This is a genomic window from Nitrobacter sp., from assembly GCF_051535235.1.
GTDB lineage: Bacteria > Pseudomonadota > Alphaproteobacteria > Rhizobiales > Xanthobacteraceae > Nitrobacter.
This window is the reverse complement of sequence record NZ_JBPPLZ010000006.1, coordinates 201516-217393: the sequence shown is the minus strand read 5'-3', so window position 1 is coordinate 217393 and position 15878 is coordinate 201516. Positions and strand designations below refer to the sequence as shown.

The following is a 15878-nucleotide window of genomic DNA, read 5'->3' as shown; positions in this document are numbered from 1 at the left end:
GGTTCTACCCTACAAATCTCTCATGGCTGAAACGGCTAATTTTCCGCACCACCTGATTCTCGGCAGCGCCATGGTGTCCGGCATATTGCTCGCGCTTGCGGTGCACATGCTCGGCGCGCAGATCGGCTTCGACCTCGGCGGCCTCTGGCGTACCGATTCAAAAGACTTCATGCCGGCGGGCGCCGCGATCGCTTGGTGGCTGGTCGCAACGGCAGGCTTCTCTGGCAGCTATTTTGTCGCGACGCTGATGCACAGCGCGCCATCGGGCCGCATTCAGCAACGGCTGCGGCAGTTCCTGATCGCCATCGCCGTGCTGTTTCTGGCCGGTGCGGGACAGGCCGCCTCGGCGCCGGCCGCGGTGCCGACGCTTGCCAGCCTCATCGCCGGGCTCGCCGTGCTCGGCCTTGGCACAGCGATGGCTTTCTGCGGCGCCTATTTCGCGCTACGCAAGACATGACGACGCGCGGTTTTCGTTATTGCCGACCCGGGCATGACCTGTCGTGCGAACCTTCACGGATTGTTTCCCGGCGCAACAAGTCAATGACATGCAATCGATGCATCAATGCGGCCGGCTTGCATGTCCGCATGGAACGGGGCTCAAAACGGGCATGGAACCGGCGAGGTTTTATGCCTATATGCATGGAGATCGTTTGCACGTTCCACCGCAGCAGGTGCATGTCCTGATGACCTTTCGATCGATGATGGCGCCTGACCGCATTCGAATCATGACGACGCTCCCTTAGGCCAACCCGCCGTTTTGTCTTGTGGAATTTTTCGCGTATGAGTGACCGAGCAGCCGCTTGCCATCCCTCCCCCCAATCGGCTCGAAACGTGTCGTGATTTCGGGGGCGGTGGTTCAGACGTTCGCTTCCTGTTCAAGCGAACGGCAAACCGCTCCGGAACGACGGAGAATAACGAGGTACCTGGTGTCGCTGGATTCCAAGTTCGCATGAGAGGTTTTCGCAAGGACAAGCGGACTTCGAATTCGGGACGTCAGCGGGAGGACGAATGCATCGGCTGCTGACCGCGCTTCAGCGCGGCTTCAAGGAACGGATCGGCTGGAAACGGCTTGGCGTTGTTGCAAGCATCGTCATTATCGCTTTCGCGATTACCACTCTCATCCGCACGCTCAAGGGCGTCGACACCAGCGCCATCCTGATCGCGTTGACCGATAAGTCGCCGCATGAGATCGCCATGGCTGCGCTTTGCGTGGTCGGCGCGTTCTGTACGCTGACATTCTATGACTTCTTTGCGCTGCGGACGATCGGCAAGGATCACATCCCCTATCGCGTCGCCGCGCTCTCCGCGTTCACGAGCTACACGATCGGCCACAACATCGGCGCCACTGTCTTTACCGGCGGCGCGATCCGCTTCCGCATCTATTCGGATCACGGGCTCACCGCGCTGGACGTCGCCAAGGTCTGTTTCATCTCCGGGCTGACGTTCTGGCTCGGCAACCTGTTCGTGCTCGGGATCGGCATGGCCTGGCATCCATCTGCCGCGAGCGCGATGGACCTGCTGCCGCCCTCCATCAACCGCCTGATCGCGCTCGGCTGTCTCGCCGGCATCTTGATCTACCTCATCTGGATCATCACCGGCCGCAACCGCCGCGAGCTTGGGCAGAACGGCTGGAAAGTCGTGATGCCGTCGGCGCCGCTGACCTTCGTGCAAATCCTGATCGGCGTCGTCGATCTGGGCTTCTGCGCTTCGGCGATGTACCTGCTGATGCCTGCGCACCCGCCGATCGACTTCATCTCGGTATCGGTGGTCTTCATTCTGGCAACCCTGCTCGGCTTTGCCAGCCACGCCCCCGGAAGCCTGGGCGTCTTCGACGCCGCGATGCTGGTGGCCTTGCCGCAGTTCGGCAAGGAGGAGTTGCTGGCGACGCTCCTCGTATACCGCATGCTTTATTTCATGATTCCCTTCGCCCTTGCGATCACGATCATGGGCGCGCGCGAGCTTTGGCTCAATGTCGTGCAGCCCTGGCAACGGCGCCGCTTGATCAACGGCAACGGCGGCGACAGCACTGTCAGCCACAACAGCGGTAGCCACTGCGATGCCACTGCGGACAACCCGGCAGCGCCGCCGCCCGCGGTCAAGACGCGGGTCTCGCAGGACTGACCCCGACATTGCGCGAACCTGCGAGCCGCAATGCTGGTCCCGGTCGCGACCAGCCATCATTCGCCCGTCACATTCGCTTCATCCACCGGCACCATCGACGACCTCCTCTTATTTCCGCCAAAACTATCGCGTCAAAACGCTTCATGGCCCGCACTTACGTTTTTTCCCTCGCCCGCATCATCCTGATTTTGCTCGGCACGCTCGTCGCCCAGCAAGCCGCCGCGCAGCCCGCGCCCGATGGGCCCGACCCCTACCCTCCGGCCGCATCGGTCCCGAGCCAGCCTGCCAGCGGAATGGAGATTTCGTGGGAGGTCCGTAACCGCTTCCGACTGTTCCGCGAGGAGCGCGATTTCCAGATCCACGTCGCCACTGAACGCAACCAGAGCATCCTCGCAGCCGAGCAGGCTCTGGAATTGCAAAGCGACGGCCGCGGCTGGGCCCGCAACGCCGTCAATCGTCTTTGCATCGATCTCGGCGGCCATGTCAGCGAGCCCTGCACCCGGGACAAGGTCAAGGAAAGCTACCTGACGCCGACGGAGCATCCGGTCACCGTGCGCCTCACCGGCGCGATCCCGGTCGGTGCAGTCTGCGCCTGGTCGTTCGACGACGGCGACGGCCCGCGCACCACGACGCAGGACTGCGCCGAGCCGATCGATTTCCGCGCCCGCTACGGTCGCGCCACCAACGCCACGGTCGACGTCACGAGCGGCAGCGACGCACCGCAGCGCCTGATGACCCAGATCAAGGTGCGCGACATCCTCATCGCCGGCCTCGGCGATTCCATCGCCTCGGGCGAAGGCAATCCGGACCGCGCCATTGCGCTGTCGGACGAGGGCTTCTGCTTCCGCTCCTATCTCGGCGGCGCGGCGGACGAGTATTACCGGCCGAGCCGCGCCGGATACAAGGGCGGCCGTGCCTGCGGCACCTCCGGTCCGCTCCAGACCTGGCAGCACTATGGCGCGCTGTGGCTGAACGCGGCCTGCCATCGCTCGCTCTACAGCTACCAGACCCGCACCGCGCTTGCGCTCGCGGTGCGGTATCCGCACATCGCGGTGACCTACCTGCCGCTCGCCTGCACCGGCGCCAGCATTCCCGACGGGCTGCTCGGTTCGCAGCGCGCGCGCGAATGCCTGTCCTCGGCCAAGTGTCAGGGTACCGTCAACGGCCAGGTCGCCGAACTGCGCGACGCGCTTGCGGCTGCGAAGCGTCGCCAGCCCGACCGCAAGCTCGATCTCCTGCTGCTGACCATCGGCGCCAACGACATCAATTTCTCCGGCCTCGTATCCGACGTCATCGTCGATGCGCCGACCGAGCGCGCATTGTTCAAGCGCGGCGGCCTGATCGAGTCGGTCGAGGATTCCCGATCGGGCCTGGTACGCGACCTGCCGCAATCCTTCGGCAAGCTCCGCGCCGCATTGAAGCCTCTGGTGGGCAACGACCTGTCGCGCGTGGTGTTCGTCTCCTACGCCAACCCGGCGCTGGCCAACGGCGGCGCGCCCTGCACCGGCGGCAAGGCCGGCTTCGACGTGCATCCCTCGTTCAACGCCGACCCGCGACGGCTCGCCGAGGTCACAAGCTACGTCCAGAACGAATTCCTGCCGCGGCTGAAGGCGATCGCGCTCTGCCAATCCGGAGTGATCTGCCGCGATCCCGACAGCGACCGCATGACGTTCGTCGCAGCACATCAGGCGGCGTTCGCCGATCACGGATTTTGCGCGCGCTCCGCCAACGATCCCGAATTCGACCGCGCCTGTTTCTCGGCCAGGGGCGACAGCTTCGTCAGCGATATCGTGGCGGCGCCGCAGCAGCCGATGACCTGCGGGGAACCGGCGGGCGACTTCCGCGCTTATCTGCCGCGCGCGCGCTGGATCCGCGACGCCAACGACAGCTACTTCACGGCGATGACCTATCCGCAGGCGCTGCCCGCATCGATGCAGCCCTCCGACATCCATGACGCGACATGGGGCCTGCTCTCCGCGGTCTACGGCGGCGCGATCCACCCCACCGCGGAAGGCCATGCCGCGATGGCGGACGCGGCGCTGCCGGCGGTCGAGGCCGAACTGCATCTCAATGCAGCCGATGCCAGCGACGTGACGCAGGAGCCGCTGGCGCCGCTGGCGATTCCGCCCGCACCGATGGCACCGGCCCCGCCCGCGCCGATACAGCCCCAGCAATAGCGGTCATCTGAGCATTCAGGAATTGCCGCGCCACTAGAGTCTTTCTGCTTCTGACGGAATCAGAAGCGGAGCTCTATGTTTTTGATTTGACGCGTTTTCTTCACGCGGACCGGTATCCACTTCGCTCGAAAACGCTGTAGACGCCTCAATTCACCCCGAGCTTTTTCTGCAGGCTCGACGACGAGGTTGTGTACTGGAACACCAGCCGCTTGTCCGGATAGACGTAGCGATGCGCCTTCTGCGCCATCAGCGCGCCCTCATGGAAGCCGGAGAGGATCAGCTTGAGCTTGCCGGGATAGGTGTTGATGTCGCCGATCGCGAAGATGCCGGGCACGTTGGTTTCGAACGACGCGGTCTCCACCGGGATCAGGTTGTTCTCAAGCTGAAGTCCCCAGTTCGCGACAGGCCCGAGCTTCATCGTCAGTCCGAAGAACGGCAGCATGGTATCGCAACTGATCGTCGACATCGCGTTGTCGCTGCCTTTCACCTGCGCGGCGGAGAGTTTTCCGTCCGCGCCTTCCAGCGCGGTGACCTGACCGATCTTCAAATCCATCTTGCCGTCGGCGACGAGCTTGCGCATCTGCTCGACGCTGTGAGGCGCCGCGCGAAAATCGTCCCGGCGATGCAGAAGCGTGATCCGCTTCGCCAGCGGGTGCAGGTTGAGCGTCCAGTCGAGCGCGGAGTCGCCGCCGCCGACGACCAGGATCTCCCTGTCGCGGAACTGCTCCATCTTGCGCACCGCGTAGAACACCGAGGTGTTTTCATAAGCCTCGATGCCGGGCACCGGCGGCCGCTTCGGCTGGAACGAGCCGCCCCCTGCCGAGACCACGACGACCTTGCACTCGAACACCTTGCCGGCGTCGGTGGTGACGCGGAATCCGGGGTCGCCGATCTTCTCGATGCTTTCCACCATCTCGTTAAGGTGGAATGTCGGGTCGAACGGCTTGATCTGCTCAAGCAGCGCCTCGGTGAGACCCTGGCCCGTTACCAGCGGAATGCCCGGAATGTCGTAGATCGGCTTTTCCGGATAAAGCTCGGCACATTGTCCGCCGATCTTGTCGAGGATGTCGACAAGATGCACCTTCATATCGAGCAGCCCCAGTTCGAATACGGCGAACAGTCCGCAGGGACCCGCGCCGATAATCAGCACATCCGTCTTGATCGCTTCGCTCATGTCGAAATTCTTTTCCGTTGAAATATTCAGGCCGCACCAGACGATGCCGGCAGCGTCCCGCTGATGGAGGTTTCTACGCCTGCCGTTCCGGCGTCATGACCACGAGGCCATCGAGTTCGTCGCTGACCTTGATCTGGCACGACAGCCGCGAGTTCGGCCGCACGTCGTAGCCGAAGTCGAGCATGTCCTCTTCCATCGGCGTCGGCTTGCCGACCTTGTCGGTCCAGGCCTCGTCGACATAGACGTGACAGGTGGCGCAGGCGCAGGCGCCGCCGCATTCGGCCTCGATGCCCGGAACGGCGTTACGAATCGCCGCCTCCATGACGGTCGCGCCGTTCTCGACGTCAACAGTACGGGTTTCGCCGGAATGGTCGACAAAGTTGATCTTGGTCATGGGTGCAGTGCTGCCGAACGTAGATATCATGAGGGACGGTTCGGCTGTCCTATAACGAAACGATCCGGCCAGCGCCAGCGTTCGGCGTAAAAAGGCGGCCTATTCGTCAGGGGTCGCCGGCGGCATCAGGAGCGGCGCAGGATCGCGTCGATCGCTTCGCGGGCCTGGCTGATGGCATGATCCAGCGCCGTCCGTGGCTCCGCCGCATCGGCGCCGTTGCGCAGAGCAGTCTCCAGATCGTCGGCGGCGGCGGCGACATGAACCGCGCCGATCGCCCGTGCCGAACCCTTCAGCTTGTGCGCAAGGGCCGCGGCGTCGGCCGGGGTTTGCGCCAGAGCGGCTGCCAGTGACGCGGCCTGGCCCGCGAACATCGCCAGAACCTCGCGCTCGAGACGACTGTCGCCGAGCGTCATGCGGCGGAGATGGTCGAAATCGATCGGGCCATCGTCTGGAACCAGTGGCGGCGAGGGCATCCAGGCGACCTGCTCAAGGGAATATGGCATTGCTGCGATCCGGGTCCGCTGCAAAGGTGGATGGGTTGCCGCGCGGCCTGCCGCGCGAGCCAATCACGAAACTGGTTAACGGAACGTTTCGCGTACGGACCGCGAGGCTGTCGCCGCTGCCGGGGGAATCCGGCTGCCCCGTCAACAATTTCGAACAACTCGAAGCGGTTAGCTCAGCCGGCCGTTAACGATGATTAAGATTGTATTAATCACGCCCATTTCATTCGAGCCGCCAAGCCAATAGGATGTGGAGGAAGCGACCGACAAAACGGGCGGCGGCAACGGCCGCGCCCGGAAAACCGGCTTGGGGCTTGGGGTCGGCGACCGGGACTTGCAGCTGCGACGCGAACTTGCGGGTTGCTAAACACGAGGGCGTGGACTGACATGGCGAACAATCCCAAGAAGGTCAAAGATCCGACAGAGGTCGCTCTTTCCGCCATTCAGGAGGCCCTGAACGTCGGTGAGGCGTCGGCGGGCAGTCCGGACCAGTCCCGTCCCGACGTCACACCGTCGTTCTCCCCCGCAGGGATCCAGGGCGAGGACGGATTTGACGCCCGCGCCACGGCAGACCGGCCGGGCTTCGATACCTCTGAAGCACCGCTCTTCACGCGCCGTCCCGCCAACGACGATCGCGAGACGATCGGACAGATTCTTCAGGCTATCCAGAACGGCCGCCCGGCCCGCAACATCTATACGCTCGCCTCGCTTTTCGCGGGCATCTGGATTCTCGGTGCCGGCTTTCTGACCATCAGCTTCCTGCCCTCGCTTCAGGCGGCAATGGGCCAGGGCAGCGGCGGCACGCTCGCCCTCGCCGGCCTGATCGCCCTGTTTTTCGCCCCCGTGCTGCTGTTCTACTTCTTGGCGAGCCTGGCCTGGCGCGGCCAGGAACTGCGCATGATCGCGCAGTCGATGGCGCAGGTGGCGATCCGGTTTTCCGAGCCGGAGGGCCTCGCCAGCGACTCCGTGGTGACGGTGGGACAGGCGATCCGGCGTGAAGTCGCTGCGATGGGCGACGGCGTCGAACGCGCCATCGCGCGCGCCGGCGAACTGGAAGCGCTGGTTGCCAACGAGGTCGCCGCGCTGGAACGTGCCTATTCCGACAACGAGGTGCGGATTCGCGCATTGCTTCAGGATATCGCGCTCCAGCGTGACAACCTCGTCGGCCAGGCCGAGCAGGTCCGCAGCGCCATCTCGGGCGTCCAGATCGACCTGCGACACGACATCGCACTGATCAGCGATGCCATCGCCTCCCGCGTCGACGAGGTAGCAAAAGGCATAACCGGTGCGCTGGAAGAGCGCGGCGAGCACATCACGACGGCGCTCAGCAATGCCGGCGACAATATGATCCTCGCGCTCGGCGAACGTGGCGGCGACCTGCTCGACCGGCTCGAGGAGGCCAGCGCAGAGACCGCGCGCGCTGTGCTCGACGCGAGCGAGCGCCTGACCAGCAGTCTCAACTTCAAGACAAGTCACGTCCACGACGAGTTCGCCGATCTGGCCGACCGCGTCCACGAGATGCTCAACGAGCGCGTCGACCGGATTACGAGCCAATTCGAGCAGAAGTCGGCCTCCATCGTCGAAGGCATTTCCGACCGCACCGAACAGGTCCATGACTCGTTGAAGAATTCCAGCGACTCCCTGTTGGTGGAACTCGAGCTTCGCGGCGCCGACCTCGCCAGCAAGATCGACGATGCCGGCAACCGGCTGGCAACCCGGATTCTTTCATGCGGTGACAAGGCCGGCGAAGCGCTCGACGTCACGGTCAATACGCTGGTGGACAAGGTCGCCACTCAGACCGAAACCGCGCACGATACGCTCAGCCTCCAGATGAGCGCGTTCGATCAGCTCATGAAGGACCAGGGCAGCGAACTCGCGGAGAAGTTCGCACGCGACAGCGGCACGCTCGGCGCGCTCATTACCCGCCACATCTCGGAATTCGACCGGACCGTGAAGACATTCGGCGGCGAGATCGTCGATCGCCTGGGCCAGCGCACCGAAGATATCGCCCGGAGCATGAAGGCCTATGTCGATACCTTCGATTCGCGATTGACGTCCAACGGCGGCGAGATCAGCGCCGCGCTGGATCAGCGTCTGGCGCAGTTCGAAACCACGCTCCAGTCGGGCGTCACCCATCTCGACGCTTCGTTCGATGCCAAAATCAGGTCCTTCGACGAGTCGGTCAACGGCCGTCTGGCAGTGCTCGAGCAGAGCTTCGATTCGCGTGCGAAGTCGGTCACGGCAACGATCGAGAACCGGCTCGTCACCCTCACCTCGTCGCTGTCCGATGGCGCCGCTCATGCGATCGGCTCGATCGAGAGCCGCCTCGCCCACTTCGCAACCTCGCTGAGCGACGGCGCGACGGAGGCCGTCGTGGCGCTCGAAGGACGCATCTCGGGAGTGACCGAAACCATCGACGATCGCAGCGCGCTCCTTGCGCAGACGATCACGGCGCGATTCCAGGAAATCCACCAGGGTCTCGACGAGCGTGTCGGCCTAGTCGCGACCACGATCGAAACGCGCGTCGCCCAGTTCGAAGACCTGCTCGGATCGCGGGTCGAAGCCGTGGCCGGTCGCTTCGAATCCAGCGGACGGCAGGCCAGCGAGGCTCTGTTGGTGCGTGCTGAGGAGCTGTCGCACGGCATCAAATCCCATGTCGACGACGCGGAGCGCTCGCTGACCAATCTGGTGGTCAACACCAGCGAAACCATTCAGACCGGCGCACGCGCCGCCCAGCAGTCCCTGCTTTCGGTTTCGACCGAAGTGGGCGCCCAGTTGCAGTTGACCTCGACCGAGGTGGAACGCGCGCTGACCTCGGCCGGAACCGCTGCCGCCAACTCCATCCTCAACAGCGCCCGCGATGCGCAGACGACGCTGATCAACTCGTCGGCCGAAACGGCGAGCCAGGTCAAATCCCTGTCAGCGGAAATCGAGCAGACGCTGTCGGCTGCCGGCACCAACACCGCGGATTTCGTTCTCGCCGGCGCGCGCGCGGCGCAGACCACGCTGGTCGCCGCATCCTCGGATGCCGCGACGCACGTCAAATCGCTGGCGAGCGATATCGAACGGACGATGACGGCTGTAGGCACCAACACGGCCGCCGCCATTCTGGGCAGCGCACGCGAGGCGCAGAGCACGCTCACCACCGCCTCGGCCGATGCGGTCGGCCACGTCAAATCGCTGGCGAGCGAGGTCGAGCGGACCTTGACCACCGTGGGCACCGACTCCGCCGCCGCCATCCTCGGCAGCGCACGCGAGGCTCAGACCACGCTCACCACCGCCTCCGCCGACTCCGCCAGCCAGATCAAGGCGATCTCTCTGGATATCGAACGCTCTCTCCACGCGGCCGCGGCGAATACCACGGAAATCATTCAGGCTAGCGCGCAGAACGCCCAAACCGCCCTCGTCTCCGCGTCGAATGAAGTCAGCACCAAGGTCAAGTCGGTATCGACCGACGCCGAGCGCCTGATCTTTGCCGCCAGCGGCAGCTTCGGAACGACGATCACGGGCAAGACTGACGAGATCGTCAACTATGTCCAGCAGCAGACCGATCGTCTCTCGCAGATGATCGACAGCAAGCGGGGAGCTCTGGTCGACGCTCTCGGCGGCAAGGCCGATCAGCTCAACTCCGATATCGGCCGCGTTACCGCCGATGCCCTCAAGTCGATCGAGGTCAAGGGCCAGGCATTCTCGCAGTCGATCGCTGCGAACGGCTCCGACGTTGTCCGCACCATCACCAACGCTGGTGAACTTGCGACCAGCGCGATCACCAAGTCGATGAAGGATCTCGAGCAGGCGTCGCGCTCGGCCATCGAGCAGTCGCGGCAGGCTTCCATCACGGCGGTCACCGACATGCAGGAGACCAGCAAGATACTCCGCACCGATACCGTCGCGCTGTTCGAGCGGCTGCGCGAGGGCAACATCCTTCTTCAGGAGGTCCTCACCGGCGCGCACGAAAATCTCAATTCGCTGGAGCGTGCGCTCGTCACGCGCGTCGCCGACTTCGTGTCCACCATGAAGGATGTCACGTCGCAAAACGGCCTCGCGACGCAGACGCTCGAAGATCAACTGGCGGTGTTCAATTCCAAGGCCTCGCGGGCTCTCGATGATTTGAGCACGCTGTCCGGCCAGTTCGAGACGCATGGAAACATTTTGGTCGAAGCTGCAGCGCGGGTCGAGCAGAGCAACCAAAGCGCCGCATTATCTGTCGAGGAACGCAAGTCCGTGCTTGAATCGCTCGTGGCGACGATCGATCTGCGGACGACCGACTTCGATCAGCGACTGACGCGGTTTACGAGCCTGCTCGATGAATCGCTTGCCGCCGCCGAGGAGCGCGCACGCGACATCGCGCGGGTGGTGGCGGAGACCGCCGGCGTCGGATCGGCTGCGATCAACCGTCAGTTCGAGGCCGTTCGCGCGACGGCCGAGGAAGAACGCCGCCTGACCTCCGAATCCATGAGCGAGATCTGCCAGCAGGCGACCGAGGAAGCCGACGCAATGCTCCGGCGATCGGCCGACAAGTTCGCGGCGCTGGTTCAGGACATGAAGCAGATGACCGCGGAAATGCACACCGAGTTGGAAGCAACGCGCAACGAGCTTCGCCGCGGCGTGCTCGAGATGCCGCAGGAAGCGGCCGAGAGCACCTCCCAGATGCGAAAGGTGATCGTCGATCAGATCGAAGCGCTCGCCGAGCTCAACCGGATCGTCGCTCGCCATGGTCACGGCTTCGACGTCGTGAGCAACGGGCGATCGGCTTCGCAGCACGAGGAAGAGCCGATGGCGGCGACAGCCAATGGCCGCGGCGCGACGACGGCACGCTCCGCGTCCCGCATGCGCGACAGCGGCAGTGCGTCGAACCTGCCGCCGCCCGACCTCGGCGTGTCGTCATCCCGCCGCACGGACACGCCTCCGGCCGTCCCGGCGAGCGGAGACCACGGGGGCGACGACTGGCTCTCGGATCTGCTGAACCGCGCCGACACCGGCAACGACCGGCCCGGGCGATCGGCGCAGCAGGCCGCCGCGAACCCGCTGGACTCGCTATCGCTCGATATCGGCCGCCTGATGGATCGCAACCTTGCCGGGGAGATGTGGGATCGCTACCAGCGCGGCGAACGCAAGGCTTTCAGCAAGCGTCTCTATACGCCCGCCGGCCAAAAGACGTTCGACGAGGTCGCCCGCAAATACCGGACCGACCGCACGTTCAAACAGACGGCCGATCGCTACATCGCCGAATTCGAGCGCCTTCTGGACGAAGTCGCGCGCGACGAGCGCGAGCCCACGGCAATACACGACCATCTGATGTCCGAGACGGGGCTGGTCTATACATTGCTCGCCCATGCAGCGGGACGGCTCGGATAAGGGCCGCGCTTTATCGATTGCGAAGCGTTGCCGGGGCGACGACGCTCCAAGGCCCCGTGCCGACCTGCGCCCTTACGGCCGCTTCGGAGAGCGGGCCGGCGCCGCCGAAGCCGGCGAACTACCGCCGGCCGCGCTGCCGTTGGCGCTCGCACCGAACAGCAAGCGGGTGGGATTGCGATCGAGATTGTTGACGGCCCGGCTGATGTCGCCAAGGGTGCGGCGGCCGTCAGCCATCAGCGCGCCCGAGCGCTTGTTAAAGTCCTCGGCGAGTTCGCGAATTGATTTCACCGCCGGAAGCAATTCGCCGCCCCCCTTGCCGCCGGCGATGGCGTTGAGGCCGAGCATCAGGTCATCGGTCCTGGCCATGACGCCGTCGGCCTTGCTCATGACCTCGTTGAACTTCTGCACCAGGTCGCCGATCTTCTCGGCGTTGTGGGCGAGCGAGGCAGTGAAGGTCTCGACGTTCTGCAACGTGTTCTTCACCGCCGTTTCGTTCTCGGCGACGACGCGATTGATGTTTTGCAACGTCGCGCGGATCGACTCGGTCACGTCCTGCAAACCCGCCGGATCGGCGGTGAGGATCGGAACGCCGTCCTGATCGAGAGGCACCGGCGGCGCCGCCTCCTCGCCGCCCTTCAGCGAAATCGCAGCAACGCCGGTCAATCCCTGGAATTCGAGCCCGACCCGGGTGTCCTTCCGGATCGGAGCGGCGTTTTCGACCATCGCAAGCGCAACGACGCGGCGCGGGTCGTCAAGCTTGACCGACACCACTTCGCCGACACGAATGCCGTTGAAATTCACGCTGCCGCCATTGCGCAGGCCCGAAGCCGATCCTTCGAACACGATACGGAGCGGGCTGCGCGCCTTGGTGGTATGGAGGCCCTGGAACCAGAGAACGAAACCAAAGGCTGCCGCGATCACGGCGAGCGTGAACGACCCGATCAGGACGAAGTTCGCCCGCGTTTCCATCAAATCCGCTCCGGTACCGCTTCAACCCACGACGGCGCGGGCGCGCTTGCCGTGAAAATAGGCTTTCAGCCAGGGATGCTGCGAGGCCAGCATATCGGCCATCGATCCTGCCGCAATGATCTTACCGTTCCCTAAAACGGCAATGCGGTCGCAAGCTGTATGAAGGCTGTCCAGGTCATGGGTTACCATGAAAACCGTCAACCCCAAAGTTCGCTGCAGCGTCCGCACCAGATCATCGAAATCCCCTGCCCCGATCGGATCGAGGCCCGATGTCGGCTCATCGAGGAAAACCAGTTCGGGATCGAGCGCCAGCGCGCGGGCCAGCGCCACCCGCTTGATCATCCCGCCGGACAGTTCGGAAGGATAGCGGTCCGCAACCTCCGGCCGCAGTCCGACCATGCCGAGCTTGGCGACGGTGATCTCGTCGAGCAGGGCTTGCGAAACATCGAGATATTCCCGCATCGGAAACTGGATGTTCTGGCGGACGTTCAGCGACGAAAACAGCGCGCCCTGCTGGAACAGCACGCCCCAGCGGCGCTCGACCGCCCGCCGCGCCGGGACATTCGCGGTTTCCAGATCGACGCCGAAAACCTCGATGCTGCCGCCGACCTTCGGCACGAGCCCGATGATCGTGCGCGTCAATACCGACTTGCCCGCGCCCGATGGACCGACGAAGCCGAGAATCTCGCCGCGCTTCACATCCAGGCTCAAGCCGTCCAGGACCGTCGTGGCGCCGAACCGAACCGAGACGTCGCGGACGCGGATGATGGGATCGGATGCGTCGTCCGCCATTGCTACATCCCGATCGAGGCAAAGAAGATCGCAAACAGGCCGTCCATCACGATGACGAAGAATATTCCCTTCACCACCGACGACGTTGTGCGTCGTCCAAGCGATTCCGCGCTGCCCTGCACGGCGAGCCCCTCGACACAGGCGACGATCCCGATCACGGCGGCCATCACCGGCGCCTTGATCATGCCCACGACGAAGTGATCGATCGAGATCGCATCGCGCAACCTGATGAGAAACGCCTCGGGCTGAACGCCGCCATAAAGCCACGCCACCAGGCCGCCTCCATAGAGTGCGGCGATCGCACCGAGAAACGCCAGGATCGGCAGCGCGATCACCAGCGCGAGCATCCGCGGCAGGACCAGCACCTCGATGGGATCGAAGCCCATGGTGCGCAGCGCATCGATCTCCTCGCGCATCTTCATGGAGCCGAGTTCGGCGGTGTAGGCGCTGCCGGAGCGGCCGGCCACCATGATCGCAACGAGCAGCACGCCGATCTCGCGCAGCACGAGGACGCCGAGCATGTCGACCACGAAAATGTCCGCGCCGAATTTCCGGAAATGAAAGATGCCCTGCTGCGATATGATGCAGCCGATCAGGAAGGTGATAAGCACGATGATCGGAACCGCGCGCCAGCAAACCTGTTCGAGATGATGAACCGTCGAGGTCAGGGGGAACGACCGCGGATGGCGAATGACCCGGCCGCTGGCAGCCAGCACCGCGCCCAGCATCCCGATCAGGCCGGTCAGCGTCGTTCCGAACCCGAGAACATTGCGCCCGACGTCTTCGAGCAGGCCGGTCAGGGCGCCTTGGCGAACCGCCGGCGGAGCCGCAGAGGCGGGAACGCGGCGGACCTCATCGACCAGGCTCGAATAGTTCAGGGACAGCCCCGCGACCGTTGCCTCGATGCCGCCCTGGGTCAGATTGCGGCGCAGGCGTTCGATCAGCCATGCGCCAAACGTGTCGAGTCCCGAGATTTGCGACACGTCGATGAAGATGCCGGACCGGCTGCCGGCGAGTTTTTCCGCCTCCGCCACCATCCGCTCGAGCGCAGGCGCGAAGCGCGCCGTCCAGGTTCCCGCCGCACAGAGCGCCAGAGCGTCGCCTCGCGCAATCTGCTGCAGTGTGGGGCTATCACCCAAAACCAGCTCCCCCGCCCGAATCTCTGCTATTATTAAGGCGAAGCTTTTAACATGACGTCAGCAACCCGTGGTGCGATATCCTTCCCGCTCACGGCCGTTTGCGATGCTTTCAGGCCTGCCCAATTCCTGACCTGCCTAACTTCGGACATGCCCAATTTGAAAACGTCGCAGAACGACGCAATCAGCCTGCGATGCCGCATCGAGCGTTGGCCGATCGCGGGCAGTTTCAGGATCAGCCGCGGGGCGAAGACCGAGGCCGTGGTGGTCGTCGCCGAGATCAGCCGGCGCGGGCGCTCCGGACGCGGAGAATGCGTTCCGTACGCCCGCTATGGAGAAACTCCCGAGGGCGTGCTCGCCAGCCTTCTCGCGATGCAGGAGCCACTCGCCGCGGGTCTGGATCGCCAATCCCTCGCGTCCATCATGCCCGCCGGGGCGGCGCGCAATGCTCTGGACTGCGCGCTGTGCGATCTCGAGGCCAAATGCAGCGGCCGGCGGATCTGGACATTGCTGGATCGCCCGGCACCCGCCCCTCGTTCCACGGCCTACACGATCTCGCTCGGCTCGCCTGAGGCCATGGCGGCTGCGACCGCAAAAGCCGCGCGTCGGCCTCTCCTCAAGGTCAAGCTCGGCGGCGACGGCGATGTCGAACGCATCGCGGCCGTGCGCAAACAAGCTCCGGAATCGGAACTGATCGTCGACGCCAATGAGGCATGGACGCCTGATGACCTGGAGCGGAACCTGGCGGCCTGCGAGGCCGCCGGCGTCACCCTGGTCGAGCAACCGCTTCCCGCAGGCAACGACGAGGCGCTGGCGCGAATTCGCAGAGTCATCACCATCTGCGCCGATGAAAGCGTCCATGACCGCGCCTCGCTTGACGGTCTTCGCGAACGTTACGACGCCATCAACATCAAGCTCGACAAGACCGGCGGCCTGACCGAAGCCCTCGCCATGGCCGATGCAGCGCAAGCGCTGGGTTTCGAGATCATGGTCGGATGCATGGTCGCGACCTCGCTGTCGATGGCGCCGGCCATGCTGATCGCGCAGCAGGCCCGTTTCGTCGATCTCGATGGTCCGCTGTTGCTCGCCAAGGATCGCAGCGACGGTCTCCGCTACGACGGCAGCACCGTCTATCCGCCCGACGCCGCGCTCTGGGGCTGATCCCGCCGGCCCCGCAGCGCGCCGGTCAATGGCGCGACGGCCGAATCATGGAGCCGGTACACGGCGAATCACTTGCAATCCCGGGTGCGACTGGAT

The 15878-nt window shown here is 64.4% G+C and carries 11 protein-coding genes; 5 read left to right on the top strand and 6 right to left on the bottom strand.

Features of this window, described 5'->3' with window-relative positions; all coding sequences use genetic code 11:
- Positions 1-22: 22 nt before the first annotated feature.
- The 3 genes from ACS3WA_RS10610 (at position 23) to ACS3WA_RS10600 (ending at position 4298) form a co-directional block, all read left to right on the top strand.
- Positions 23-457, top strand: coding sequence for a hypothetical protein (locus ACS3WA_RS10610; RefSeq protein ID WP_438278485.1), 435 nt, complete (start codon positions 23-25; stop codon positions 455-457).
- A gap of 551 nt (positions 458-1008) precedes the next feature.
- Positions 1009-2121, top strand: a complete 1113-nt coding sequence (locus ACS3WA_RS10605) for a lysylphosphatidylglycerol synthase transmembrane domain-containing protein (protein WP_438278484.1) — start codon at positions 1009-1011, stop codon at positions 2119-2121.
- A 143-nt stretch (positions 2122-2264) separates the two neighbouring features.
- On the top strand, positions 2265-4298 hold the full coding sequence (locus ACS3WA_RS10600; protein ID WP_438278483.1) for a hypothetical protein: 2034 nt from the start codon (positions 2265-2267) through the stop codon (positions 4296-4298).
- 145 nt (positions 4299-4443) lie between these two features.
- On the opposite strand, the gene ACS3WA_RS10595 is transcribed toward ACS3WA_RS10600, so the two are convergent.
- From ACS3WA_RS10595 to ACS3WA_RS10585, 3 genes are all read right to left on the bottom strand, one after another.
- Positions 4444-5472 carry an NAD(P)/FAD-dependent oxidoreductase gene (locus tag ACS3WA_RS10595; RefSeq protein WP_438278482.1) on the bottom strand — a complete coding sequence of 343 codons (1029 nt, stop codon included), beginning with the start codon at positions 5470-5472 and terminating at the stop codon, positions 4444-4446.
- 73 nt (positions 5473-5545) lie between these two features.
- Complete coding sequence (locus tag ACS3WA_RS10590; RefSeq protein ID WP_292618404.1) at positions 5546-5866, bottom strand: 2Fe-2S iron-sulfur cluster-binding protein; 321 nt, start codon at positions 5864-5866, stop codon at positions 5546-5548.
- A 125-nt stretch (positions 5867-5991) separates the two neighbouring features.
- Positions 5992-6369 carry an Hpt domain-containing protein gene (locus ACS3WA_RS10585; RefSeq protein WP_438278481.1) on the bottom strand — a complete coding sequence of 126 codons (378 nt, stop codon included), beginning with the start codon at positions 6367-6369 and terminating at the stop codon, positions 5992-5994.
- Between the two features lie 384 nt (positions 6370-6753).
- Between ACS3WA_RS10585 and ACS3WA_RS10580 the strand changes: the two genes are divergently transcribed.
- Positions 6754-11724, top strand: coding sequence for a methyl-accepting chemotaxis protein (locus ACS3WA_RS10580; protein ID WP_438278480.1), 4971 nt, complete (start codon positions 6754-6756; stop codon positions 11722-11724).
- Positions 11725-11796: 72 nt separating this feature from the next.
- Here the strand turns inward: ACS3WA_RS10580 and ACS3WA_RS10575 are convergent, their stop codons facing one another.
- From ACS3WA_RS10575 to ACS3WA_RS10565, 3 genes are read right to left on the bottom strand one after another with little or no spacing between them, the layout of a single operon-like run.
- The gene (locus tag ACS3WA_RS10575; protein ID WP_438278479.1) at positions 11797-12693 is read right to left on the bottom strand and encodes an MlaD family protein; all 897 of its coding nucleotides are present in this window, start codon (positions 12691-12693) and stop codon (positions 11797-11799) included.
- 21 nt (positions 12694-12714) lie between these two features.
- Positions 12715-13485, bottom strand: coding sequence for an ABC transporter ATP-binding protein (locus ACS3WA_RS10570; protein ID WP_438278478.1), 771 nt, complete (start codon positions 13483-13485; stop codon positions 12715-12717).
- Between the two features lie 2 nt (positions 13486-13487).
- Complete coding sequence (locus ACS3WA_RS10565) at positions 13488-14624, bottom strand: MlaE family ABC transporter permease (protein WP_438278477.1); 1137 nt, start codon at positions 14622-14624, stop codon at positions 13488-13490.
- Between the two features lie 147 nt (positions 14625-14771).
- On the opposite strand from ACS3WA_RS10565, the gene dgcA reads away from it, so the two are divergent.
- On the top strand, positions 14772-15782 hold the full coding sequence (gene dgcA, locus ACS3WA_RS10560; protein ID WP_438278476.1) for an N-acetyl-D-Glu racemase DgcA: 1011 nt from the start codon (positions 14772-14774) through the stop codon (positions 15780-15782).
- The last annotated feature ends 96 nt before the right edge of the window (positions 15783-15878 follow it).

Coding starts and splice junctions, on each gene's coding strand:
- ACS3WA_RS10610 (WP_438278485.1), top strand. CDS start 23: ATGGCTGAAACGGCTAATTTTCCGCACCACCTGATTCTCGGCAGCGCC.
- ACS3WA_RS10580 (WP_438278480.1), top strand. CDS start 6,754: ATGGCGAACAATCCCAAGAAGGTCAAAGATCCGACAGAGGTCGCTCTT.
- ACS3WA_RS10590 (WP_292618404.1), bottom strand. CDS start 5,866: ATGACCAAGATCAACTTTGTCGACCATTCCGGCGAAACCCGTACTGTT.
- dgcA (WP_438278476.1), top strand. CDS start 14,772: ATGCCCAATTTGAAAACGTCGCAGAACGACGCAATCAGCCTGCGATGC.
- ACS3WA_RS10595 (WP_438278482.1), bottom strand. CDS start 5,472: ATGAGCGAAGCGATCAAGACGGATGTGCTGATTATCGGCGCGGGTCCC.
- ACS3WA_RS10585 (WP_438278481.1), bottom strand. CDS start 6,369: ATGCCATATTCCCTTGAGCAGGTCGCCTGGATGCCCTCGCCGCCACTG.
- ACS3WA_RS10570 (WP_438278478.1), bottom strand. CDS start 13,485: ATGGCGGACGACGCATCCGATCCCATCATCCGCGTCCGCGACGTCTCG.
- ACS3WA_RS10605 (WP_438278484.1), top strand. CDS start 1,009: ATGCATCGGCTGCTGACCGCGCTTCAGCGCGGCTTCAAGGAACGGATC.
- ACS3WA_RS10575 (WP_438278479.1), bottom strand. CDS start 12,693: ATGGAAACGCGGGCGAACTTCGTCCTGATCGGGTCGTTCACGCTCGCC.
- ACS3WA_RS10600 (WP_438278483.1), top strand. CDS start 2,265: ATGGCCCGCACTTACGTTTTTTCCCTCGCCCGCATCATCCTGATTTTG.